This is a genomic window from Natrinema halophilum (assembly GCF_013402815.2).
GTDB lineage: Archaea > Halobacteriota > Halobacteria > Halobacteriales > Natrialbaceae > Natrinema > Natrinema halophilum.
In genome coordinates, this window is the sequence record NZ_CP058601.1 from 4,337,805 (window position 1) to 4,359,796 (window position 21,992).

General features: G+C 56.3%; 27 protein-coding genes, 1 tRNA gene and 1 pseudogene. 17 read left to right on the plus strand and 12 right to left on the minus strand.

Annotated elements, in window-relative coordinates:
* The first annotated feature begins 158 nt into the window (after positions 1-158).
* The 3 genes and pseudogenes from HYG82_RS41675 (at position 159) to HYG82_RS41685 (ending at position 3,111) form a co-directional block, all read left to right on the plus strand.
* Entirely contained in the window at positions 159-1,985 is a 1,827-nt protein-coding gene (locus HYG82_RS41675) for a DUF4365 domain-containing protein (RefSeq protein WP_179264235.1), read from the plus strand.
* A gap of 187 nt (positions 1,986-2,172) precedes the next feature.
* Positions 2,173-2,604, plus strand: a pseudogene (locus HYG82_RS41680) (hypothetical protein); the annotation flags it as partial.
* Positions 2,605-2,853: 249 nt separating this feature from the next.
* Positions 2,854-3,111, plus strand: coding sequence for a hypothetical protein (locus HYG82_RS41685; protein ID WP_235217770.1), 258 nt, complete (start codon positions 2,854-2,856; stop codon positions 3,109-3,111).
* A gap of 16 nt (positions 3,112-3,127) precedes the next feature.
* Here HYG82_RS41685 and HYG82_RS41690 read toward each other — a convergent pair whose 3' ends face one another.
* On the minus strand, positions 3,128-3,388 hold the full coding sequence (locus HYG82_RS41690) for a DUF7386 family protein (RefSeq protein ID WP_179264239.1): 261 nt from the start codon (positions 3,386-3,388) through the stop codon (positions 3,128-3,130).
* Between the two features lie 244 nt (positions 3,389-3,632).
* Positions 3,633-3,818 (minus strand): DUF8053 family protein, encoded by a 186-nt coding sequence (locus HYG82_RS41695; RefSeq protein ID WP_179264241.1) that lies wholly within the window; start codon positions 3,816-3,818, stop codon positions 3,633-3,635.
* A gap of 105 nt (positions 3,819-3,923) precedes the next feature.
* Here HYG82_RS41695 and HYG82_RS41700 point away from each other — a divergent pair, with 105 nt between their 5' ends.
* From HYG82_RS41700 to HYG82_RS41735, 8 genes are all read left to right on the plus strand, one after another.
* Positions 3,924-4,343, plus strand: a complete 420-nt coding sequence (locus tag HYG82_RS41700) for a DUF8023 family protein (RefSeq protein WP_179264243.1) — start codon at positions 3,924-3,926, stop codon at positions 4,341-4,343.
* Positions 4,344-4,356: 13 nt separating this feature from the next.
* On the plus strand, positions 4,357-4,878 hold the full coding sequence (locus HYG82_RS41705) for a PGF-CTERM sorting domain-containing protein (RefSeq protein ID WP_179264245.1): 522 nt from the start codon (positions 4,357-4,359) through the stop codon (positions 4,876-4,878).
* Between the two features lie 3 nt (positions 4,879-4,881).
* A complete protein-coding gene (locus tag HYG82_RS41710) occupies positions 4,882-6,516 on the plus strand; it encodes an Env/VP5 family phage fusion protein (protein ID WP_179264247.1) in 1,635 nt (544 codons plus the stop codon).
* 2 nt (positions 6,517-6,518) lie between these two features.
* Positions 6,519-7,121, plus strand: a complete 603-nt coding sequence (locus tag HYG82_RS41715) for a DUF8063 family protein (RefSeq protein ID WP_179264249.1) — start codon at positions 6,519-6,521, stop codon at positions 7,119-7,121.
* Positions 7,118-7,921 carry a hypothetical protein gene (locus tag HYG82_RS41720; protein ID WP_179264251.1) on the plus strand — a complete coding sequence of 268 codons (804 nt, stop codon included), beginning with the start codon at positions 7,118-7,120 and terminating at the stop codon, positions 7,919-7,921. The genes HYG82_RS41715 and HYG82_RS41720 overlap by 4 nt, the downstream gene beginning before the upstream one ends.
* Before the next feature lie 332 nt (positions 7,922-8,253).
* The gene (locus HYG82_RS41725) at positions 8,254-9,285 is read left to right on the plus strand and encodes a LamG domain-containing protein (protein ID WP_235217771.1); all 1,032 of its coding nucleotides are present in this window, start codon (positions 8,254-8,256) and stop codon (positions 9,283-9,285) included.
* Between the two features lie 2 nt (positions 9,286-9,287).
* Positions 9,288-10,454 (plus strand): P-loop NTPase family protein, encoded by a 1,167-nt coding sequence (locus tag HYG82_RS41730; protein ID WP_179264255.1) that lies wholly within the window; start codon positions 9,288-9,290, stop codon positions 10,452-10,454.
* Between the two features lie 163 nt (positions 10,455-10,617).
* Positions 10,618-11,007 (plus strand): PD-(D/E)XK family putative nuclease, encoded by a 390-nt coding sequence (locus tag HYG82_RS41735; RefSeq protein ID WP_235217772.1) that lies wholly within the window; start codon positions 10,618-10,620, stop codon positions 11,005-11,007.
* Here the strand turns inward: HYG82_RS41735 and HYG82_RS41740 are convergent.
* Both HYG82_RS41740 and HYG82_RS41745 read right to left on the minus strand, forming a co-directional pair.
* The gene (locus HYG82_RS41740) at positions 11,004-11,258 is read right to left on the minus strand and encodes a DUF7692 domain-containing protein (protein WP_179264257.1); all 255 of its coding nucleotides are present in this window, start codon (positions 11,256-11,258) and stop codon (positions 11,004-11,006) included. The genes HYG82_RS41735 and HYG82_RS41740 overlap by 4 nt on opposite strands.
* 247 nt (positions 11,259-11,505) lie before the next feature.
* On the minus strand, positions 11,506-11,910 hold the full coding sequence (locus HYG82_RS41745; protein ID WP_179264259.1) for a hypothetical protein: 405 nt from the start codon (positions 11,908-11,910) through the stop codon (positions 11,506-11,508).
* 141 nt (positions 11,911-12,051) lie between these two features.
* Between HYG82_RS41745 and HYG82_RS41750 the strand changes: the two genes are divergently transcribed.
* Positions 12,052-12,615, plus strand: coding sequence for a GIY-YIG nuclease family protein (locus HYG82_RS41750; protein WP_179264260.1), 564 nt, complete (start codon positions 12,052-12,054; stop codon positions 12,613-12,615).
* Positions 12,616-13,315: 700 nt separating this feature from the next.
* Here the strand turns inward: HYG82_RS41750 and HYG82_RS41755 are convergent.
* From HYG82_RS41755 to HYG82_RS41780, 6 genes are all read right to left on the minus strand, one after another.
* On the minus strand, positions 13,316-14,935 hold the full coding sequence (locus tag HYG82_RS41755; protein WP_179264262.1) for a DUF7845 domain-containing protein: 1,620 nt from the start codon (positions 14,933-14,935) through the stop codon (positions 13,316-13,318).
* Between the two features lie 2 nt (positions 14,936-14,937).
* Positions 14,938-15,246 (minus strand): hypothetical protein, encoded by a 309-nt coding sequence (locus HYG82_RS41760; protein WP_179264264.1) that lies wholly within the window; start codon positions 15,244-15,246, stop codon positions 14,938-14,940.
* Positions 15,243-15,764 (minus strand): PD-(D/E)XK family putative nuclease, encoded by a 522-nt coding sequence (locus HYG82_RS41765; RefSeq protein ID WP_179264266.1) that lies wholly within the window; start codon positions 15,762-15,764, stop codon positions 15,243-15,245. The genes HYG82_RS41760 and HYG82_RS41765 overlap by 4 nt, the downstream gene beginning before the upstream one ends.
* A gap of 112 nt (positions 15,765-15,876) precedes the next feature.
* Positions 15,877-16,146: a hypothetical protein gene (locus HYG82_RS41770; protein WP_235217773.1), complete on the minus strand. Its 270-nt coding sequence runs from the start codon at positions 16,144-16,146 to the stop codon at positions 15,877-15,879.
* Entirely contained in the window at positions 16,139-16,378 is a 240-nt protein-coding gene (locus HYG82_RS41775) for a DUF7563 family protein (protein WP_179264688.1), read from the minus strand. The genes HYG82_RS41770 and HYG82_RS41775 overlap by 8 nt, the downstream gene beginning before the upstream one ends.
* A gap of 165 nt (positions 16,379-16,543) precedes the next feature.
* A tRNA-Arg gene (locus HYG82_RS41780) sits at positions 16,544-16,618 on the minus strand.
* A gap of 152 nt (positions 16,619-16,770) precedes the next feature.
* Between HYG82_RS41780 and HYG82_RS41785 the strand changes: the two genes are divergently transcribed.
* The 4 genes from HYG82_RS41785 (at position 16,771) to HYG82_RS41800 (ending at position 19,441) form a co-directional block, all read left to right on the plus strand.
* On the plus strand, positions 16,771-16,953 hold the full coding sequence (locus HYG82_RS41785) for a DUF7511 domain-containing protein (RefSeq protein WP_179264268.1): 183 nt from the start codon (positions 16,771-16,773) through the stop codon (positions 16,951-16,953).
* 151 nt (positions 16,954-17,104) lie between these two features.
* The gene (locus HYG82_RS41790; protein WP_179264270.1) at positions 17,105-17,977 is read left to right on the plus strand and encodes a geranylgeranylglycerol-phosphate geranylgeranyltransferase; all 873 of its coding nucleotides are present in this window, start codon (positions 17,105-17,107) and stop codon (positions 17,975-17,977) included.
* A 353-nt stretch (positions 17,978-18,330) separates the two neighbouring features.
* Positions 18,331-18,963: an RAD55 family ATPase gene (locus HYG82_RS41795; RefSeq protein WP_179264272.1), complete on the plus strand. Its 633-nt coding sequence runs from the start codon at positions 18,331-18,333 to the stop codon at positions 18,961-18,963.
* Between the two features lie 67 nt (positions 18,964-19,030).
* The gene (locus HYG82_RS41800; RefSeq protein WP_179264274.1) at positions 19,031-19,441 is read left to right on the plus strand and encodes a CoA-binding protein; all 411 of its coding nucleotides are present in this window, start codon (positions 19,031-19,033) and stop codon (positions 19,439-19,441) included.
* Between the two features lie 51 nt (positions 19,442-19,492).
* Here the strand turns inward: HYG82_RS41800 and HYG82_RS41805 are convergent, their stop codons facing one another.
* Together HYG82_RS41805 and HYG82_RS41810 are read right to left on the minus strand one after the other, a co-directional pair.
* The gene (locus HYG82_RS41805) at positions 19,493-20,629 is read right to left on the minus strand and encodes a hypothetical protein (protein ID WP_179264276.1); all 1,137 of its coding nucleotides are present in this window, start codon (positions 20,627-20,629) and stop codon (positions 19,493-19,495) included.
* 406 nt (positions 20,630-21,035) lie between these two features.
* Positions 21,036-21,380 (minus strand): DUF5798 family protein, encoded by a 345-nt coding sequence (locus HYG82_RS41810; protein WP_179264278.1) that lies wholly within the window; start codon positions 21,378-21,380, stop codon positions 21,036-21,038.
* 140 nt (positions 21,381-21,520) lie between these two features.
* On the opposite strand from HYG82_RS41810, the gene HYG82_RS41815 reads away from it, so the two are divergent.
* Positions 21,521-21,889 carry an Hsp20/alpha crystallin family protein gene (locus HYG82_RS41815; RefSeq protein ID WP_179264280.1) on the plus strand — a complete coding sequence of 123 codons (369 nt, stop codon included), beginning with the start codon at positions 21,521-21,523 and terminating at the stop codon, positions 21,887-21,889.
* Positions 21,890-21,992: the final 103 nt, after the last annotated feature.

The following is a 21,992-nucleotide window of genomic DNA, read 5'->3' on the forward strand; positions in this document are numbered from 1 at the left end:
CCGACGCGTCCAGACCGTACACTTTGCGGAGTACCAGCTCGTCCAACTCGTAGCACAGCTCCTCAAACTCTTCTATCGGTTAGAAACCTGTAGCAAAGCCAGTAGGTGGTTTATGACAAGCAAGGATTAATGAGTTTTCTCTCTATCTAATACGTTGAATGACAGGGCAGGATGACGGTAGGGTATCTCCCGCCTCTTACCCAGACTCGGATACAGATGAGCAAGCTACAATAGAGGTTCTGGAACAGCTATTTCCAGACGAAATTAAATCCCATATTGACTCGCGGGACAAAGTCCCTAATCACGATGGGCATATTGAGCTCGTAGATTCGGACGGAACCCCTATAGGCCGAATTGTTGTTCAAGTCAAGAAGTTGCCAGATGAGATGCGTGACCCTCCACGAAAACAGGTAGAGACAAAACATCTTGCCTACTGCCGTACGGTCACAGACCCCTTTGTTTTGATTGCCGTTGACGTTGATCATGAAGTAGGATACTGGAAGCACATAACATCGGAGTGGTTTGAGGAAGAAAATCTAGACTCTCAAAAATCTAAAACAGTCCCATTTGACGAAGAGAACAAGATTGCCGAAGAGAGTGGGTATAGGAACGATTGGATACAGGTGATAGAAGATACAAAAAAGAGGATAGAAAACTATGACGAGTATGAGGAGCTAAGGAAAAGAGCTAATCCAGCAATTGGAAAATCGGAAGAGCGATTTGAAAACATTCATAGATTCTTGGACAAGTTACACAATCTATTAAATACAGACTTCCAGACTATAAAAGAGAACCAATATCCTAGCGTTTGGAAATTTGGATTCGGGAGTATTGATTATGGGGTGGAAAGCCTACACTATACCCTATATCCAATCGAAAGCGATGAAAATGATGCGCAGATACGGGATGTAGACCCGGACTGGGAGGAGATCCATCGGTTGGGTGCTTCGAGACGGAGGGGTGTTGCAGGCAATCCAATTGAAAGAGAGCCAGAGCGGTTTGCTTACAATGCTATAAAAAAAGAAGTTGAAAAACAGATTGAAGACAGGAACCTCAACTACTCCAGTTGTACATTTCTTGCAGAAGAATATGTATATCCGTTTGTCCACAAATATGCATCATTACTGGGGATACAACGAAGTTCTGAATATGAAATAAGTGACATTAGGGAAGGATACTATCGCTATCTACAATTTTGGCTTACCGAGGAAATTCGTGGTCTTCTTCAGGACCACAGTATTGGCGAAGTGGGGGTCCATCTGGAGGGTTACTTAGATCGAGAAGAGGAGCCTCGATTTGCAAGAATCCACGAATCTGCGCAGGAGCAGACTCAGGAAGCCTCGAATGATCCACCGAAGCATCGAATCCACGGACCCAATTTCGACCAAGAAATCCTGGAGAGAATGCTCGATGTCCTTGAAGATAGCCCACAGGCTACGATAACAAAGCCCTATGCAGAAAGGGATAGAACAAGAGATGACGTTGGGTCTACAGATACAATCTGGGATTTCTACACGGATGAAGCAATTGTCAAAAATGCAGAGAGTTATTACACTAATTATCCAAAAGAATACCAAAGATTACTAACTCAGAATTTTGAATCATTAGAGTCAGAGTTTTCATATCCACACACTGGATTTCTCCTTGTAGTCGTTGATGTTGAAAACATCCGAGCAGGTCTAGGGGGAGGTTGGTGTATCCGTCAATTCTGGCTTGAAGACGATGGGGATGAATTAAGAATTGAATTTCACCGGGCCAACGACACAGAACTTCCGAAAGATATCCATCAACATATAGACACTCTAGAATATGATGGGGAAGAATATCAAGTAGTTGCGCAATCAGTAGGCTCAGATCATAAAATAATGGATGCAGCGAGAGGTGAGAAGCCTGTTTTTGAGGATGTCCATGAAGAACTCAACAGAGATCTAGAATCTTACTTGCGTGAGAAGGAAGCAGACATCATCCCAGGGGCTATGAGGTAACTGCCACTGCGGTTAGGTTTGACACTCATGGTAGTCCGAATCCTTGTAGAGTGCATGTTATTTGTGAAGCCTCTGGCGGATCGGCCAAGTCTAACGTCACCTCATCATCCTCAAACGCACGCATAAATCTGTTAGCTTTGAATAAATTCTCTGAACTCAATTTATGATCCTGTTCCTCTGCACCCAGCAGCGGAACTACGGCTACGGCATCACGCGGCTGAAGGACACGCAGGTTGTCGACTTCGACGACCTGGACTACTCCCGGATCGAGAACGGCGAGGCCTTCCTCGTGGAGGTGACGACGCCGTTCGTGCTGGAGTCGGAGTATCCCAAGGCCGCCGACCAGGACGTCCCGTGGTGGTGGAAGGAGAGTCGTCGGGATCTCCGTGAGCGAGAGGAGAAGATCCTCGAGCAACGGGAGGTCTACAAGCTTCAGACCGTCGACCACGGGCAGGTCGTGAAGTACGAGGGCGACCGCCCCATCGAGACCGCGAAGAGCGGCATCCTTCGGGTCGGCAGTCACTCGAAGTACGGCTTCGGAGAGCTTCGAGTGAAGCCGGTCGAACCCCGGTCAGATCAGTGTAAGAACTCAGAGAAGAACGGCGAAACAACGGAGTGAGAAATCCGAACGATGACAGGCGAATCGGCGACTAAACATCACGCGGTTCCGTGAATAAAGAAATCGTATTCACAACAACTGATAATACACCAATCTATAGTAAGTGACATGACCTCAAGACGGCGTCTCATTGCTAGCATCGGAACTAGTGCGTTAGTATCTATTTCAGGTTGCATAGGTGGGACCAGTGAATCATATGATAGTTATTCAACTGGATACGAATTATACAGCGAAGCCCACGATGCACATGTGAACGGAAATAATGAGGATGCTATTACCTTGTATGATAAAGCAGCCAAAAAATTTGGAGAGGCGGAAAAAGCAGCAAGTGACGATACCGTGGAGAAATATTGCTATGAAGCACGAAAGCTGGCAAATCACAAAGCCCGCACCATAGAAGAAAATGGCAATGACGACTATGAAAGTTCCTTACAAACAGCTTCACGTGGGCGCGAAGTCGCCCAATATGAGGTTCGTTCTCCTTCAGACATAAAGTGGGAAAGCTGAATTCCTTTTTAAATAATCATCGCCACTTACTTTCAATCGACGTTCGGTATCGAAGGCCGATCACAGAGGTATTTGCAATCTCCTGAATAGTTGCGGGATCGTATTCTTCTCGAGCATCGTCGATGTTCCGTTCATGCTCGATCAAGTTCTCGAGAGCCGCATCAATCACGACGGACATCGGCGGGTCGTCATAGTCGTCCGCGGCGACTATCTCGCTCGCGCGCTCGAGTTTCCGTTGCCGTTCGTCGGTAAGTTTGAGGCTGGTCCGTTTGGTCATGGTTTAAACGAGGGTATGCACTGGGGGGTGATTCGCGTTGCTCGCGGGTGAGTGAGTGGCCAGTCCTTTTTGAATGGGGGCGGGGCTCCAGCGTGATCACGGCAAGGGCTGGTCGGATCGGCTCCAGTTCTATGCACCTCTCGAGCCCATAGCCCACGGTAGGGTGCATACATCGAAGTCGTCGTATACATTCGCGGCGGACCCCGTGGGGTCGGATCTGAAGACGCCATTCCAGCGGGCTCGATCACGTGTCGATCCCCTCGACGAGCTCGAGTGACCATTCTCCATCATCGACGTGACGAATGTGAACGTGATGATCGCCCTCGAGCCGACCGTCTTCGTCGAGAAGCCCCTCGACGCGCATGTCGTCTTTCGGGAGTGTGATCCCGACTGAATCGCGGTCCAACTGGCGGAGTTTGTTCAGCGCCATATCCGGCGGGCAACCCCCCATCTCATAAAGATTGGTGACCATTGGGATTCCCGAGGTATTCCGGACTCTTTCCTTTGGGCGAATTGGACCGCCTTGCGTTGCACAATGGCAACTGCAAACCTGAGCGGACTGAAGAATCACGAAGGCGTCGACTTCATCGACGCCGTGCTGGCGCCGCTATTCGTCGCGGCGACACTCTCACTGAGTGGCCTGGGCACGATCGGCCTCGACAATCCAATTTCGTTCTATCTGTCTGACGTGCTGTATAGCGCGTCTGGCACCGAGATCACCTGGGCGTTCATCTTTACGATGGTCGCCCTGGGAGTCGCCTGGACATCGAATGAGGCGCGTGAGTGGGATGACTTTTCAGAAGAGCAAGCGGCGATAGTCGGAGGGATGGTCTTGCTGAATCTCTTCTCGGCGATCGTCCCGGCCGTCTCCTCGGCGATCGAGAGTTACTGGTACGTCGGAGTGCTCTTGCTGTTCCTGAACGGCGCGGGCTACTACCTCATCAGTTACTACTAACGAGGTTCCAATCATGGATTTTTCATCAAAAACGAAGGCGGTAGTCGGGATGGCTTGCCTAGCGATGGCGGTCTTCGGCATGGCGGTGATCGTGCCGAGCGTCTCGGCGGCGACGAACGAAATGGCGAACGAATCGGTGACGTTCGACAACGAGTCGAACGTGACCGTGTCGGTGGCGTGGAACGAATCAATCACAGATCCGGCGAATGAGTCGGCGAGCGTCACGTTCTACAACGCGACCGAGTGGGAGAATGACCCGGCGAATGCGACGGTCGTCCTCTCGGACACGATCGCGGCGTCTGCGGGAAACACAACGAACGCCACCTATACCGAGAGTGACGGGCTCGTCGACGGCGCCGAGTACCGGCTGATCGTTGAAGCGAACGACTCGGCGGCGGACTCCGTGTCGGTCGATCAGGGATCGGTCGGCGGCCTCTTCAGCGGCGACGGAGCGGCGGCGAGTTCGGCGGCCGGACTCGCGGCGATCGTCGTTTTGCTCGCGGGGGCCGGGTGGATCGCAACAAGGGAGGAGTAGCCCATGCCCATAGCTCGACGGATCGCCTCGGTGGCGATCGTGGTGATGATCCTCTCGACGACGCTCGCGCCGATAGCGGCGAGTGAGCCGGCGGCAGCGCAAGACGGCGATTATCTATCGTCGTGTGACGGGCCGACGATGAGGTTAGCGATGCCGTTTCAATGTGGGTCGATAGACTTCAACGGCGACGATATTGATGAGTCGCAAACGGCTGATGCGATCGAGGTTGATATCCACGTCGGCGGACAGACGACTTATGAGTCATGGGAGTCGATGGATACCGTTTATCAAAACTATCTGACGGATACCGAGACGTTGGCCTCGCTCGAGGCGCGGAATGCGATCGTGGACGCCTACCAAAACGGCGAATCGGCCACAGCGGCGCAAGCGGCCGGTCAGAAGGCGATAAACGAGTATTACGCAACTCATCAGATCAATTTGCTCGAGACACAGGCACAGCACACAGCCAGGATAGATTATCTGGTGAACGTGAGTGAACAGCATTCGGATATCAATAACCGGTTCCTGGCACCGTATTCTGCGGATCACAGCAACAACGATGCGTCGATCACTCGAGTCGATTGGAGGCGGACAGCCACAGACAATTACACGCTCGCGAATGGGACAGAGTACGAGTATACGACTCCGTACCTCCATTTCGAGGGGACGGGCGGGGCATACGTCGATCATGAGGTGACATTTAATTCTCGGGTGCAACTCGAGAATTATCAGCCGTCGGAGCAGGTTATCCGGTTCCCGAACTCGGGGCCCAACAGTGGCGATCACGTCGACTGGCGTGCTCGAATCTCGATGATGAACGCTCCAGCAGCCTCTCTCGAGGCACAGGACGCCTACGATTACAGGTACGTCGCCGAACGGCTGCAAGAGATCGAGAACCAATCGGAGACGATACAGAACAACTATGATAGCAATGTCGCGGAAGACATCTATTCGGCGCTGGATTCCGGTGAGTTAGATCCTGCGGACGTTCGCGGCGCGGAGGGCATGGTTCGCTACATGTCCGGTGATTCGGACGCAACCGAAGAGCGATTCAATTACGCGCTGCGATCGACGCTCAACCTCGCGAGTGGCGATCTAAATCAGACGATGACAGTCGAGTTCGGCGGCGCAACCGAGCGCGTGCTGAACTCGACCAACGACTCTGTGAGATACGATTACAACTCGGTCAACGCCACATATGAGGGTCTGTTGTTCGCATCGGAAACGCCAGATGGAGGCTTTCAGAAGGGAGTGTGGTACAACGTCAGCAACTTCAACGGGACGACCACGATGGTCTACAACGGAGGATCTGACGAAGCGACATTCTGGAAGGGTAACTTCCGGATCACGGATATCAGGGATTCGGAAGGAAACGAGGTGTATAGCGTCGACTGGCAGGACCCAACGTATGACACCTACAACGCGAGCGCATATGTCGAAGCACTCGAGACAGCGAAGACCGAGCGGAAAATCATCATCGAGCAGACGGAAGACCCGGATGATGGGTCGCTATTCGGGGGGATAGGCTGGGGATCGTTACCCGGCGGGAACCTCACCGGACTAGCGATAATCGGCGTGATACTGCTCGCGGTGGCATCGTTCGCGATGAATCAAATCCCGATAGTGGGACGCAACTAACCATGACACGCCAATTTTTGAGTACACGAGTTGCGACAGCCGCGGTATTGATCTTGGCGATGGGCATGGGCGTCGGCGCGATCGCCGCGCCAGTCGGCGCGCAGTCAGCACAGGACCAGGCGGCGGACGCTGCGCAGAACGCGACGAACTCGACGCCGAAGAATCCCGCACTCTCGCCGAGTGATAATTTTCTCCAGCCGATCGACACGGAGACGAAGATAGTCGACTGGAGTTACCGGCCCGGAATGTTCACGATCACGGTCGAGGCCAACGCAAGTAAGCGTCTCTCGATGACTGAGGCGGGCAATTTCGAGGAAGGCACGGGTTCGTTCAACTATCGAGAGGTAAGGCTCGAGGAGGGGACGAACACGGTTACGATGCCTGTGACGGATCGGCCCGGCGCGGGGGTTGCGCTGGCAACCCGTGACTCTCTCGAGCAGGGAACCGGCGCGTTCGTATCGGTCGGTCAGATTCAGCGGAACCCGTTTCGGAACTTCGGCGGAGAGACGGGGCTATTCAGCGGCGTTTTGCTCACGGTCGGATTCGCGGCGATCGGAGCAGCGTACGTCGTGCGGTCAGAAGATAGCGGAGTGATCGAAGCATGAGTGACACATCAACAACGTTCGGGGACTGGAAGGACCGAGTAACCTACGTCGTCGCCGAGGCCCAGCTGCTTGTCGCGGGTGGGTCGGTGTCGATCGCAATCCTGCTTGTCTGGTTGCGGCCCGAGATACCAGGTATCCCACCGATCGTTCACGGCTGGATAGCGGCCCTGATGCTCCTCGGGCCGCCGCTCCTCGGTTTGTTCATCACCGGCGCGAAGCGGTTGAGGAATCGCAACATGGTCGACGTCTACCACATCAACGGGGTAGACGATACTCGAGAGAAGTACTACGTCGAGCCCGGCGTGTGGGACTCGAAAACCGTCGAGGGGCCGGCACCGTATCGAGTCAACGGCGATGAGGCGTTTGAGGTTCGCGAGTTCGACTGGCACGCCGATCAGGGCGAGAATGGGACTCTCATCGTCACAGGATGCTATTTCTCGCAACTCGCAGATTCGAAGCTGATAACGGTGAAAGCGATGCTCGAGGACATCCACAGCGAGTTGATCGAAACGGCGATCGCCTACAACAAGATTCGAGGGCGGATATCGAAGATGGGCGTCGAGATCGAGCGGGACACGGTGAATTTCCACGTGGAGGCCGACGAACGTGGGCTTATGGGCCGGAAATCGTCGGTGAAGGACCGCTTCGAGGCCGCCGAAGACGATGCGCAAGATTGGTCGACCGACGAAATTAGCGACCTCGGAGACTATGAGCACGATTTTGATGCGACGGAGCCCGATCCGTCGCCGGTATCGTTCGATAACCAGCAGACGGCAACAACAGACGGAGGACAGGAATGACATCACGACGCGGAGTGATCGGTAGTATCGTTGCGGGGCTATCGGGGTTAGTCTATCTGGCCCCGACAGAGGGGATAGACGGAGGGACTGGCGGGTTTGCGCCAGAACCAACAGCGTCGGTCAGCACGTCCGATCCGAAAAATATTGACTGGGAGTCGGCGACTCTCGTCGGCGTGCTCGAGTCGATCGACGCGGACTCCACGACGGTTTACTTCGAGTATTGGCCGAGTGGAACGTCAAGCGATCGGACTCCGACAAGCGGCCAGAGCCTCACATCGACACAGGAGTTTTCGCGCGGGATTGGCGGACTCGAGTCGAACACGTACTACGCAGTGCGGTCGGTTGCGGAGATCGACGGAGAAGAGGTTAACGACGGTCAGACGATCGAGTTCAAGACCGAGCAGCAGCCGAGAATAGCGGTTGTGACGGATGCTGTTGATGTGACCTCAGATACGGAGGCGAATCTGGCGGGAAGTATCACGGAGATGGTGAATACGGGCGAGGCAAACGCGCTATTCGAATATCGAAAGACAGGGACAACTGGAGATACGGATTCGTCGCCACAGGTGCTAACAGGGCCGACATCGTACAATCAGACGATTACGGGACTTGATAAAGGGGCCGAATATGAGATGCGCGCGAAGGCGGTCGCTAATGACCGGGACGGAGTGAGCGATGTAGGGGACTGGATATCGTGGGTTAACACGTATCTCCCCGACAATTCGATGTTTTCGGACCCGATTTATCACTGGTGGGGAGGGTCGATCGCAGCCACCGATGGAGAAACGGTCAACTGGGACGACGGGTTGACAAACCTGACCGCGACACCGTCTGGAAGTCCGGTTTATCGGTCCGGCCATTCCGGGTTTGATGCAGTTGAGTTCAGTGATACCAACCCGGACTATTATAGCTTCGAGTCAGACGGGAACCTACCAACCGGGCAGTCAGCCGTCTCATTTGCGGCCCTCGTGTATCTGAATGGAACTGACGATGAGACGATAGTGGGGTACGGAGCCCCAAACTCCGATGAGGCTATCTCAATGTCAGTGAGACAGAGCAGCGTTAGCATGTCAATCAAGGGATCGAACCGGGATGTGACCGCAGGATCACCAAGCACGGGACAATGGATCACCGTCGGAGGGTCCGCGAGTTCGGCATCCGAATTAGCGGTGTATCTAAACGGCGTGCAGAAATCGTCGTCGACCGTGAATGGCACACTAAACCTGCAAGACACGAACCGGAAAATCGGCTATCGGTACGACAATATTGAGCCGATGGACGGGTATCTTGGGGAGTTAATCATTTCGGGCGCAGACGAAGCGGAAACAGCGTTCAGCGACTATCACACCGACAGGCTTGGATAACAATGACCGACGATAACGACGTGCATGTGACGGCCGAGGCGCGCGAGCACCAGGACGGATTCGGCAAGCGAGAGAACCGAGAGGTCGCCGATCACGGAGGGATAGTCCGCGACGAACAGATATCTCGAGCCATGTCGATCCGGTCAATCCATTACGATCCGACCGAGGCCGATCGGCCCGGGGCTATGCCCGGACAGGTTCAAAACCTCGAAAAGCACGAGCAAATCCGGATGGTAGAGGGTACTGAGACCTTCCGTAAGGCGATGGAGAACGGAGATATCCCGTCAATCAAGCACATAGTCGGAGACACGAGCAAGCGCGCAGACGTTTCGGGAATCAAAGCGATCGGAAAAATAGATGAATTAATCAACGGACCGGCCCCGGTCGTCGTCGTTTTGGGCGAGATGGGCGCAGGGAAGACGGATTTCGCTGGGCTGTTGGGCCAGCGGTGGCGCGCGCTCCAGGGCGGCGAGTCCCTGGTTGGATCGAATATCCGATCCTTGCAGGAACGAGATCGCTGGGTCGACGAACGGGGAGAGGTTAACGACGGCTGGATACCGGACTATCCGACGATGATGGACTGGGTTAAGCAGGACGGGAATCCGCTCGAGCACAGCCAGCGGCCGAAGCTCTTCATCGGCGATGAATTTAGTTCAGCGGCTAGTGGGACCGGCGCACAGGGCCACGAGACGCGGAAGAAGATGGGTCCTCTCGTGTTCAAGATCCGCAAGTACGGCGGCGCACTGATCTATATCGGTCACGACGAATCGTCAATCCATCCGATGCTATGGCGAGTCGGGAAGGTCGTCAAGAAGGTCAGCCAGAAGAAGGCGATCATCGCAGACGGGGTCAAGAACGGACAGCTAACCGGAATAGAGGGCGAGATCGAAGGTATCCCGCCGACTGACTGGCGATTCAACACGGCAGAAGCATCCGATTGGTCATGGTCTAGATCGTCGGACGATGGAGAGCCTGAGATGGAAGAGGAGTCGGTTAAGATGGTCTCAATGTGGACGATGGTAAACTGTCGAGAGCAGGGCATGAGCGCGCGCGAAACCGCCGAATACGTGCCCTACAGCCATGCTACCGTCAGTAATTGGCTGGAGGAATACGATAGCGGCGGAGAAAAGGCAGACTGGGTTAACAACGTCGAGGCTGCAATCGCATGACTGCGACGGGTTGTGAATCTGTAAAGCGCAAGCGACCCCCCTTTACTATGGGCGGGGTCCGACAGGACCGCGCCCTACGGCCCATCGCCTGCCTTCGATGCGACGTCCCTCGCGGAGAAATAAATAAAAACGCGCGACGTGCGCGTAACATGGGATATCTGATATGAGTTCGAATCGCTCGAAACGCGCGAATCACTTCGGGACGATTTGCGAGAAACGCATGGCGCGAAAGCGCCGATTCTCTCTCGAGCGGTCATCATGGCACGATGCAAAATTTCAGAACGGAACGCCTGTCGAGATCAAGAGCACGATGCTTGAGCACGCCGATGGGCAGCCAGGTAACTGGAAGGTCTACCGGCAGTATCACGAGAAACTACGACGGAACGATGGCTGGTATTGTTTCGTCGTCTACCGAGCACATGGACGATCTGGCTGTACGATTCTTCGGGATAAGATGGTCTGCTCGAGTGATCTTCCGCTACTCCGTTGGCATGGCGGTGGCGATCACCGCGGAACCGAGCAGGCGAAAATTTCGATCAACTCTGTTTTCTAATCGGTGTCGACGACAATCTCGGATTCGACTTCGAACGTCACGGCTCGTGTTGAATGTGTCTCGGCGATACCCTGGCGCTGCTTGAGCGTGTGGTCATTGCGTTCGAGGACGCTGCTGGCAGCCTGAACGAATTTCGAAATATCATCGCAGGCACTGACTATGGCTTTCGTCTTGTTGCAGTCGTAGAAGTCGACCGCTCGTTCGATCGCGTCTCGTCGATACGCGTAATCTCCGTCGGTCCTGATTCGCAAACTCGTGTACACAACCCCGAAATTCTAGTTTTTTCGACTCACTGGACGGCCCATTTCGGCCCGAAATCGGCGAAACGTGTCGGTCGGTTAGAGAGGAACGACGGTTCACATGGTGGATCGGCTCGAGATATGCACACGACAAGTTGCGGCCCGTGTGCATAATCGAGGATCGAATTTTGTGGACGTGCAGCCTCAGGGGGTTGTGGTGTAGCCAAGTGAGATTTCGGTTGATTGTATGAAAACAAGGTCAATATCTACTTTGGCTGTCCATCCAAACTGAGAATAATCTAAGCCAAGGAATGAACGACCCAATTACCACCATCAGGGCACCGAATACAGCCACCCAAAATCCACCAACATGTCCTCCGAACAGGAATTGATTCGCACCAATGGTTTCTAAAATCGCTCCAAAGAACCCCAATGGACCCGCAATCACTGTTGCAGCTAGAATCCCAGCCAAGGTTATTATTCCTGGAAAGGACTCGAATAAGGCAAAAAATATCCAGAGGGTGAACTCAGTGGTTGCTTCAATGGTTTCTCGTGTCTCATAGATCGGTTGAAGCGCTTGTCCGAATATCACGAGCATGGTTGATACCACCGACAAAATTAGCGCATCCCGAACACGTTCTATGAACGAATCGACTGGATGCATTCTCACCTCAATTAAGATCCCTAATTATAAAAGAGGCGGTGTCATTCAAAGATCCTTTAATGTCGGCGGTGCGGAGACAGGGGGTTATTTTGGGCCTTGGCTTCAGCCACATTGATATGTAAGTCAACACACCGTTGGCATATGACCGAAATTGATTGGGCAAAGGTTCCACGCCGAGGTGGAGTCTATTGCATGTATGATCTGGATGAGACTCCAGTGTATGTAGGGTATGCATCTCAATCGGAGAGCAGGCACCTTGTATCCAGGCTACGGGAACATTTCACACAACAGAACTCCAGCGTCGTCGCACACGGTAGAATTGATCTCCTCGATGTATGGTACGTTGATATCTGGACAACTCAGAACTGGAAATTAGCTGAAGATCAGCTCATTGCGGCGTTTGATCCGGTTTTTAATCGAGGTGAACCAATGCCCGAAGTCGAGCCGATAGACGTCGATTCTCCTGATGAGACATTATCAATTTGTAACGAGGAGGAGCGACGAACACGATTAAAGCCCTCAAACAGAATTCGATCGAAGATGGACCACATCCAGCGAATGGTTGACTCTGATCAAATCGCTCTCGATGCACTCACACGAGGAGAGCAGGATAGAATTGAATCTGCCCGTAATGCGGCAGATTATCATCTTTCAATTCTTCGGAAATCAATTGAGGACCACTATTCGACTACCGAGAGTCAATAATTGATATAGTGATTAATGCCAATTCCTTCTGAGATTGGGTTCACACTATTAGAGAAGGCTTCTGTCAGACCCTACGGCTTAGAACTCATCCAAACCTCTATTTTCTTCCTCTCGCTTTTCCTTCTCCATCTGTTGTTTTCGTCTTTCAAAAGGGCTAGGTAGATTCTCCCTGTTGGCAGAAATCAAAAGCGCACCAACCACATGGCCATTGCTACACTCCTCAGTGACCTTCTCATCGAAAGCGGGACCGCTTCGCATCGGCTCACTAGCAATCCCTGATCCGACCCTGTACACAAGCATCCCCCCAGGTATCTCTAATGGAACATACTCATCGCAGACTTCACACGTTGGTTCGATCGTTCGGCGTTCTCTATAAGCCACAATATCCACCTACAGGAGGGTTTCAATTGAGTTGGGTTAAATCAACCTCTCACACCCCACCGTTTCGTGTGCTTCAACTGGAGACCCGCGGAAGTGAGGTGGGGGCGCTGTAATTTTTCGGCGCTGTCGCCTTGGCGACACCTGCCAAGGGGGCTTTCGCGCGAAGCGCGAAACGGCCCCGCAGGCGTTGCGGTGCGATCGCGGCGATCGCCACGGCTACCTCGACCGAATACAAACGAAGTTGTGAAAATCAGCTACAGATGAAAGTAGAGTTGTAGAAATGAAATAGAGGGGTAGCGTTGCCACTATCTTAGCCGTTTCAGCGATCAGCAACAGCGCCGACAAACCCCGTTTCGGTCCCACCACCGGGCGTTTTCCACGTCAGTTCCGCACCTCTCAGTACGGTCGGATCATTACCCGATCTGGACCACTTCTCGAGGGCTTCACTCGCCAGCGTCTGCACGTTCTCGAAGCTGTCCGACTTCAACCGAGAGAGAATCGTATCAATACGCATCCTACGAGGCTCGCCGTTATCATCGAACGAGAGCTCAGCGCCGTTCTCGGCGAGCCACTTTTGGAAGGGCGACGACTCAGCGACGTGGTCAGCCAAGCCCATGAGGTGTTGCATCCGATCGGCGTAACTCTCGATCGCGTACTCGGCCGACTCGACGAGCGCTCGTAGTTCCTCACGGTACTTCCGGGCCCGGAACGACACATCTCCCTGGTCGAGCTCGAGGACGTCACCGAGATCACTGATTGCGCGGTAGATCGTCGCCGGATGCTTGCCCAACTGGTCGGCGAGATCGTCGACCGTTGCACCTCCATCGGTCGCAACTCGTTCAGTGACGTCTCGGGCGGTTTCGCCCATATCTCGAAGCGTGGTCATCAACAGGTGATCTGACTTCGCCTCGAGGCGTGGCGTTGGATCTTCGTAGAGTTCGACTGACTTCTCTCGAGGAACCGCATCAAAGTGGTCGTCTGCAACGTACACGCCGTTTCCGTCGGGGCTGAGCGGAATGTCTTCCCAGTGAAGCGCATTCAGTAGCGTTTCCTCGATCTGCTCGGTCACCTCGTGTCGATCGGCCCATGCCCATGCCTCACCGGCGTTCAGCGACTTGTTGACCAGAACCTCCACTTTTGGATGGTACGATGGGTGATCCTTCGACACCGCGTCGGGGTCCTTCAGCTGGTATATCTCGAGTTTTCGGCCGTAGGTGTGACTTGGCAGTAACTCACCCGCCGACGTCGGATTCAGGAACAGCCGATTCTGGTGGTTGATCACCTCCTCGTTGTTGATGTGCAACTCGGCTTTCACGCCCTCCAGGTCGGAGAGATAGTGAGCGACTTTCTGCAGTACACCGGCCGACGAGAGTTTCGAAGCCCATTCCCGTCGAATCCTGACGTAGCGCTCATATGCCCACATTCGACTGGCTTCGTGGGGCTCGGTCCGAAAGTAGTCAGGATGAATCCGCTCGCCTGCATGCTCGAAAACGGCCGCGTAGAACTCCGATAGCAATTCGAGACCGCGCTCTGGTTCGATGTTACTCGTATGAAACTCGACGTCGATACCGTCGACTTCACCGACCTGATTTTCCCAGGGGAGCTGTAGCTTCTCGCCACTTTCCCAGTGGCGCATATTCGGAAACCGCGGCGAGATATTGAACGATGCTTTTCGCTCACCGCGCCCACGGCCCACGATATCCCACTCGTAGAGACGTTCGGCGTTGATTCCGTCCGATAACCGCGGTGCGAACCCAGACTTGCTGTAGCGCACCTCCAGGTGCCACGGCTCGCCGTCGACCTCGGTATCGATCTCGAGGAACCCCTCGAAAGGCGGCCCGAGCATCACCGATGACAGTGCGTCGTATGGACCACGTCCCCAGTCGGGCCACTTCCAGCGGCCCTCGATCTCGTGCGGGGTCGTCTCGACCTGCGACACTGCTATTCACCTCGCTCGCTTTCTGCCTCCTGCTCGATCTCGAGCAAGCCGGTGAGCACGGCGACGGGATTCCACCACGTCGCGCCCTGACACGGGTAGCAGACGTGTTTGAACGACGTGCAGTCCGTCGCCTCGAGCGTCGTTGGATCGGCCTGAGGGTCTTGGTCTATCTCCTCGAGGCTGGCCCGTTTGACACGGGTCCGCCCACACCCCACGCAGACGGCGTCGACGGGAATGCCGAACTGACCTGCCGCCGAACTTGCTAACTCGGCTTCGAGGTCGCGACCATCCTGATCGGCGTCGACACTCACCGCCGATCACCCACGGTTACTGCCGGATCGACGCTTGCCGGGTCGATGACGTGCGACCAGGCCAGTTTCGCGACCTCCTGTTCGGACCGTGAACCGTCGACATCGTACCACCGACCGGTTAGCAATTCGTCGACGAGCGTCGCCGGGACGATCGCCCTGGCGACCTGGGGCAACCCCGGCCGCGGCAGGTAGACGACGAACAGGTACATCCCGGCCGCCTCGAGCAGTTGTTCGTGCGCCGCTCGCCTCACGTAGAACCGACCGCGAGTCGACCGGCCACCGTTCCTCGTCTCGATCTGGCAGCCTTTGATCTCGATCGGAACGTCCGGCTCGACGAGAACGATCCCGTAGAACGGCAGTGACCGACTCGCTTCGAGGACAGCCGTCGTCCTGGCGTCGTGCCAGGTAGTCGTCCGATCACCAACGTACTCGAGTTCGTCGACAACCTGGACGATCTCGGCCTCGAGGGCGTCACCGCTGGCTTTTGAACTCTCGAGCGCCGATGCTCGAGAACTCATAGCGGTCCCTCCCGTGCGTCACGAACCTCGCGCGTACAGTCAGAACACAGTCGACGGAGCGCGTCGATTCGTTCGCCGCACCGCTCACACTTGTCGGACTCGACGAGACGGCTCATTGTGAGCCCTCGGTTTCATCGGCAGGAACGGCCGCGTGAACGCCGTTTTCCAGTTGAACTGGAGCCCTTTTTCGACTATTGTCAATCGTTGTCGTATGTAACTTCCCCCCACCCTTCTCGCGTGTGTAACGGGCCGTCGATTCGTCCTCTGTTTCGACGGCACGACGAACGTCCTCGTCGATCGCCTGATGTGCCGGATGGGCTATGGGCGTTCGACTCTTGACGTCGTACAGCCTGCTCGCAGGCACGAACTCGGCCTTACGCATCGATCTCACCTCCGTGACGGCCGGGCGACGTCTCTGGATCTGGAACTGCAACGTCGACGCCAGCGGCGGAGCCGCGGCTCAGACGTGCGTAGGTATCGCAGTCGCCACAGCGATGGGCCCGATCGTCGTCGTCACCGAAAACGCGGCGGAAGCGATCGGTGACGTGAGCCCCACAGTGACGGCACGTCGAGTTGTCGACCGCCGGCCACGGTGTGACCGTCACGCCGACCACCCCACGTTTGCGATGAGAATCGTGCGACACCGCGGGCCCGCAATCCGTTTCCCGTTGGGATCAGATTTCGACCCCCTTCGACTGATGGACGGAAGGGCCGAAAACAGGGCCTCCGATGCCTCTACAAGGTATTTGGAATTAGTACAGAAACGAGTTGTTTCCGAGTGGGCGCTGCAGGATTTGAACCCACGACAGCTTGGTCCGAAGCCAAGTACTCTGTCCAGACTGAGCTAAGCGCCCTCACCGCTTCGTTCCCGACGAATCCGTATAAGTCACTCGATTTTCGCCGATCGACAGGGGGCTCGACACGACCGGTTCGAGGTCCGTGAATTCCCAGCTATTGATAATCGCCACCCGAGGTCTTTGGTATGAAGACACAATGTGTACCCGTAATGACGGCAACCGAAGCTCCCGTCCCCGACGAGGTGCAGTCCGGCGTGACACCGCTCGAGTTGCTAACCGACGACGAGCGTGTCTGGACCGCCGTACCAGCTGATGCAAACGGTGAAGAGGGGGTGGGCGAGTGGCTCGAGATCGATGCCGACGCGCTATGTGGTCTCGAGGAGTGGCGCTGAAACGCCGACCCATGTGAGAGCAAGCGGGGCGGTTCGAACAGCAGATCGCCGCTCGGATATGGTCTCGTTCGCTCGAGCGTCGTCGAGACGACAGCTCGGATGCCTGGCGCGGACCGTACCGTTTAACCGGGCTGCCTGACCAGTCCCCGGTATGACAGCGGTGGAGACGGGTCGCGGGTTGCTCGAGTTGACGCGGCCGGTGAACGCAGTTGCGGCGAGCGTGCTAACCTTCATCGGGGCGTTCGTTGCTGGCGGTGCTATCGAAGCACCGATAGCGGTCACCACGGCGGTCGCTGCCACGGGGCTGGCGGTGGGTGCTGGGAACGCGATTAACGATTATTTCGACCGGGAGATCGATCGAGTGAATCGGCCCGACAGGGCGATTCCTCGGGGAGCGGTGAGTCCGCGCGGTGCCCTGGTGTTTAGCGGTCTTCTCTTCGCCGGCGCAGTCGTCCTGGCGATCACTCTCCCACCGTTGGCGATCGGTATCGCGACCGTCAATCTCCTCGCGCTTGTAGCCTACACGGAGGTTTTCAAGGGGCTGCCCGGACTGGGAAACGCACTCGTGGCCTATCTGGTCGGTAGCACGTTCCTCTTCGGTGCTGCAGCAGTCGATGCGGCCGGCGATATCGGTCCGGCGGTCGTTCTCTTCGTTCTCGCGGGCATCGCGACGTTGACCCGGGAAATCATCAAAGACGTCGAGGACATTGAAGGTGATCGAAAGGAGGAACTGAACACGCTTCCGATCGCGATCGGAGAGCGTCGAGCGCTCGCGATCGCCGCCGGCCTCCTCGTGACGGCAGTGGTTGCGAGCCCCCTGCCGTATCTCGAGGGGAACTTCGGCATCGCGTATCTGTTGCTGGTCGTGCCGGCTGACGCGGTCATGCTCGTCGCAGCCTACGAGAGTTTCGAGAATCCGACCGTCGGACAGTCGCATCTCAAATACGGCATGTTTCTCGCCGCTCTCTCGTTTATCGTCGGCCGTGTGGCGCTCGAGGTCCAGTTCCAACCGCCGGGCCTGTAAGTCGGGTGCTCGATTCCGATCCCATCGCCTGCGCGTGGTTGTGCTCTCCTCTGCGATGACGATCCGTGCGCCGACTGCGGCATGATCGTGCCACCGACGAAACGTGGATCGTCGACTGCATCGGCGGGCGGCACGTCCTCGACTACTCGTTGCACGCGATCTCCTCTCCGCTATTTGGATGCGCGATTCCACGAATCAATTGCGACCCGTCGTGGTCGGCGGGCGAGAACCCGTATCTAATATAATCAAAAGTACTATAAGCCGGTTCGCGTATTTTCATACAGCACGCCGGACACTGGAGTAGGCGGTACCAGCAACGGTCGTCGCCACGGCGATGGATGTGAGTATCTGGTATGTATGACCTTGCAGATGTCCTTCCGGACGTCGAGATCGATCCCGGGACGAACGTACTCGTCGCGGGCCCGCCACTGACGGGGAAACGACGGATCACCTTCGATATCCTCGCGAGCGGTGCAAATCGCGGTGACGGCTCGATCGTCGTCACCACGAAAGACAGCGCCGATAAGGTCCTCGAGAGCGTCGACGACCACGTCAACGACGGTGTCGAACCCGACATCGGTGTCGTCGATTGTGTAACGAAACAGCGTGGCATCGGAACGATAGACGACGATCCACGAATCAAATATGCGTCGTCCCCGGTCGACATGACCGGTATCGGAATCAAACTCTCGGAGTTCCTCCAGGAGTTCTACGAGACGCGGGGGATCACCGAAAACCGCGTCCTCTTACATTCCGTCTCGACGCTGTTGATGTACTCCGACCTGCAGACCGTGTTCAGGTTCCTTCACGTCTTTACGGGTCGAATCCAGAGTGCCGACGCGTTCGGCCTCTACGTCATCGACTCGACAGCCCACGACGATCAGACGATGAACACGCTCAAACAACTGTTCGACGCCGTCCTCGAACTCGAGGAAACGGCCGACGGCGAAGAGCCCGAGATTCGGACCGCCGGTTTCTCCACGTAGTTACGTTTGGGGGCGTCGACGCTCCGGAATCAAGAAGCGTTTATTCGACGAGGCCCTTTGTGTCACCATGCCAGTCGAATCCGCAGACGAACTCGCTGACGTCCTCGAGTACGACACGATCGCCGTCGTCGGCTGTTCGAGCACGCGGGGGAAAGCGGCCCACGGCGTCCCGAAGTACCTGCTCGACCACGGCTACGACGTGATTCCGGTCAACCCCTACGCAGACGAAATTCTCGGCCGGGATGCGTATGACTCCCTCGCGGACGTCGGAGACCGGATCGACGTCGTTTGCGTCTTCCGACCGAGCGAGGAGGTGAGTGATATCGTCGACTCGGCGCTCGAGCGTGACGACGTCGAAGTAATCTGGACGCAACAGGGTATACGTGATGACGAGGCGGCGGCCCGCGCGGAGGCTGCGGGCAAGACCGTCGTTCAGGATCTGTGTATGAAGGTGCAGCACCGCCGTCTCGCGGTCTGATTGGACGAGGCGCTGTCGGGCGGAGAGAACGGACGCGGTCCGGCGTTCCGGTCAGGGGGTTCGGGCCGATGCAGTACGAAGTTCAGCCAGCGCATCCTCGAGCGAAGTGTACATCACACCATCCGCAATCGATCCGAGGTGGTGAAAGCGGATCGCCGTTTCCGCGAGCAATTCGCCAGGGACATCAGAAACGGCGGCGACCGCCTCGTCGGCGTCGGCGGCGATCGGCAACTCGGTGAGGCACTCGGCAACGTAGCGGCGTCTCGTTTGTTCGTCGCCGGTCACCCGCTCGCGAATCGCGCGCTGTTGAGCCACGGGGACGGTTTCGCCGACTGAGTCCGAGCTAATCGACTCGCAGTACCAGGCCAGCGTCCGATCGCCCGCCTCGAGAAGCGCCTCGTTTGGCAGGTCGAGCGAGACTCGCAAGTCGGCGGCAGCAGCCTCGATCGCCGCTTGTCGTCTGGTGATGAGTTCGGCCAGGCGGTCGGGAACGTCGGAGGTGAGCACGGCATCGATCACTGCCTCGGTTGATCCATACTCGTCGGGATCGCCGTCGAAATAGACGAGCGGAAGCGTTGTGACATCGTTTTCGATGTCTTCCGGTAAGTCCGCCAGGTCGTCGATGACCGTCAACACGAACAGGCTGTTCGTCGCAATCGTCCGGAGTGCCTCGAGCTGGGCATCTGAATAACCGCCCGTAGCCGCGACGATCCGGACGGCGAGTTCGCCCCAGACGCTGCCGCGGGCCTCGATGCGAGCGATCGCATCGTCGACAGTTGCGTTCGACCCGTCGAACGTTTCTTCTGCGAGCTGTCCCGTCCCGATTTTGCGGGCGGTCTCGAGCGCCGGCGTCAGGTCAACGGCGTCTGGCGCAGTCGCGACGGTCTCGGCGACGTTCGTGAAGATGAGGTCCCCGACCGAAACGTGTTCGTTCAGGCGTCGCTTGCGATCCGCGCCCCACTCGTCGGCTTTGTCGATGGCGTCGTCGTGGAGCGCACTCGTGACGAAGAGGTTCGTCGGAATGGATGCGAGCGTTGCGGCGAGGTCCGCATCGTCGGTGTCGAGTACGGTGAAAAAGTGTGTGAGCGCCCCCAGCAGGCCACCCTGGTCGACGTAGGTGTCAACCTTCGTCCGCAAGGCGGGTGGCAGGTTCGCGTCTGACGGGAGGCCATCCGGTCGCCGGCTCATGTTCCCTCCTTTCGGCGACATTTGAAGAGTGTACTGGTTGGCGCCATACGCGTCCCCTCTGTGTAGCGGTCGTTGCTATTACCGCAACCGCCGGCGTCCACTCCCGATCGAGCCAATATCGTTCGAACGTATCGCTCTCTCGAATCGGAAGACAGGACGGGGCGGTTCGCTGACTGCACCCACCGGCGCTCGATTTGCGCGGCTCGTCGTCGTGCAAAGACGGAGAATCGTCGTCGGGATCGTTCGATCCGATCGGTGCAGAATCGCGTTATCATAGTACTCGTTGAACGTCGTTGCACACCCTGCTTCCGAATTAGCGGCCGGTGAGAACTCGCTGGCCACCGGCCGGCGAGCAGTGGGTACATCGTTTCAACGACGTAAGGTGCGGCGTCCTGCTGGAAGCCGGTTACTTTGGACTGGGATCGTTGGCAGCCGCGTCGGCCGTCCCGTCTTCGGTCACCGGCGTCCGTTCGGTATCGGTTGCCTCGCCGGCCGTCTCGAGTTCAGCTTCGTCGATCGCAGCATCCGCCAGGATCTCCTCTCCGTCTATTCCCTGCTCCTCCGCAATCGCGAGCAGGAGTGCGCGTTGCTCGGTGAGCTGGTGGTCCATTCGCGAGACCGTCTCGTGGGTTTCGTCCGTCTTCTCTTCCAGCCCCGTGATTCGCTGCTGAAGTTTCTGTACCTGCTTGTACATCGCTTCGGCTCGATCCGAAAGCGTTTGAATCTTCTTTGCAGTGCTGCCGAGTCCCATATACGGACGATGTGTCGGGGAACTAATGGGCCTTTTCCTCCGTCCACTCTCGAGCCATGAGATGTGTTACATACTCACATGAAACGAAGGGTTTATTATGAACCGCGGACAATCATCAGTTGAACTCGAGGTGATCAGCCATGGTGCGAGCGAATACTCCAAGCACATGGATGCAAGGCCTCGACCTACCATCCCAGCTATTTGGCGACATCGGTGGTAGCGACTATGAACTGTACGAGGAGGACGACGAGTTCGTCCTCACGATTGACATGCCGGGTTTCGAGACCGACGAGATACAACTGGCATGGGACGACGGCGTCCTCAACATTGCCGCGGAACACACTGACGAGAACCGCGGCCGGAAGAAGACCTATCACCGTCGGTTCCGGTTCCCGAAGACGGTCGACGAGGACGAAATCAATGCCGAATACACAAACGGTGTCCTCGAGATCCGGCTACCGACGGCCGAGTCGACCGCGCAAGGGAAGGAGATCCCGCTCGAGGGGTGATTGGGACAGTCTCTACTGACCCACTGACACCTTCCTCCCCGTCGCACCGGTCGAATCGACCACCGAGCCTGCTCGGTGAACCGCACGCACCGTCGACGCGCGA

Bases quoted from the DNA above. Each gene is read 5' to 3' on its own strand.
- HYG82_RS41735 (WP_235217772.1), top strand. From the start codon at position 10,618: ATGAGTTCGAATCGCTCGAAACGCGCGAATCACTTCGGGACGATTTGC.
- HYG82_RS41795 (WP_179264272.1), top strand. From the start codon at position 18,331: ATGTATGACCTTGCAGATGTCCTTCCGGACGTCGAGATCGATCCCGGG.
- HYG82_RS41815 (WP_179264280.1), top strand. From the start codon at position 21,521: ATGGTGCGAGCGAATACTCCAAGCACATGGATGCAAGGCCTCGACCTA.
- HYG82_RS41710 (WP_179264247.1), top strand. From the start codon at position 4,882: ATGCCCATAGCTCGACGGATCGCCTCGGTGGCGATCGTGGTGATGATC.
- HYG82_RS41700 (WP_179264243.1), top strand. From the start codon at position 3,924: ATGGCAACTGCAAACCTGAGCGGACTGAAGAATCACGAAGGCGTCGAC.
- HYG82_RS41785 (WP_179264268.1), top strand. From the start codon at position 16,771: ATGACGGCAACCGAAGCTCCCGTCCCCGACGAGGTGCAGTCCGGCGTG.
- HYG82_RS41715 (WP_179264249.1), top strand. From the start codon at position 6,519: ATGACACGCCAATTTTTGAGTACACGAGTTGCGACAGCCGCGGTATTG.
- HYG82_RS41750 (WP_179264260.1), top strand. From the start codon at position 12,052: ATGACCGAAATTGATTGGGCAAAGGTTCCACGCCGAGGTGGAGTCTAT.
- HYG82_RS41790 (WP_179264270.1), top strand. From the start codon at position 17,105: ATGACAGCGGTGGAGACGGGTCGCGGGTTGCTCGAGTTGACGCGGCCG.
- HYG82_RS41720 (WP_179264251.1), top strand. From the start codon at position 7,118: ATGAGTGACACATCAACAACGTTCGGGGACTGGAAGGACCGAGTAACC.
- HYG82_RS41690 (WP_179264239.1), bottom strand. From the start codon at position 3,388: ATGACCAAACGGACCAGCCTCAAACTTACCGACGAACGGCAACGGAAA.
- HYG82_RS41805 (WP_179264276.1), bottom strand. From the start codon at position 20,629: ATGAGCCGGCGACCGGATGGCCTCCCGTCAGACGCGAACCTGCCACCC.
- HYG82_RS41730 (WP_179264255.1), top strand. From the start codon at position 9,288: ATGACCGACGATAACGACGTGCATGTGACGGCCGAGGCGCGCGAGCAC.
- HYG82_RS41810 (WP_179264278.1), bottom strand. From the start codon at position 21,380: ATGGGACTCGGCAGCACTGCAAAGAAGATTCAAACGCTTTCGGATCGA.
- HYG82_RS41695 (WP_179264241.1), bottom strand. From the start codon at position 3,818: ATGGCGCTGAACAAACTCCGCCAGTTGGACCGCGATTCAGTCGGGATC.
- HYG82_RS41770 (WP_235217773.1), bottom strand. From the start codon at position 16,146: ATGCGTAAGGCCGAGTTCGTGCCTGCGAGCAGGCTGTACGACGTCAAG.
- HYG82_RS41800 (WP_179264274.1), top strand. From the start codon at position 19,031: ATGCCAGTCGAATCCGCAGACGAACTCGCTGACGTCCTCGAGTACGAC.
- HYG82_RS41705 (WP_179264245.1), top strand. From the start codon at position 4,357: ATGGATTTTTCATCAAAAACGAAGGCGGTAGTCGGGATGGCTTGCCTA.
- HYG82_RS41745 (WP_179264259.1), bottom strand. From the start codon at position 11,910: ATGCATCCAGTCGATTCGTTCATAGAACGTGTTCGGGATGCGCTAATT.
- HYG82_RS41675 (WP_179264235.1), top strand. From the start codon at position 159: ATGACAGGGCAGGATGACGGTAGGGTATCTCCCGCCTCTTACCCAGAC.
- HYG82_RS41765 (WP_179264266.1), bottom strand. From the start codon at position 15,764: ATGAGTTCTCGAGCATCGGCGCTCGAGAGTTCAAAAGCCAGCGGTGAC.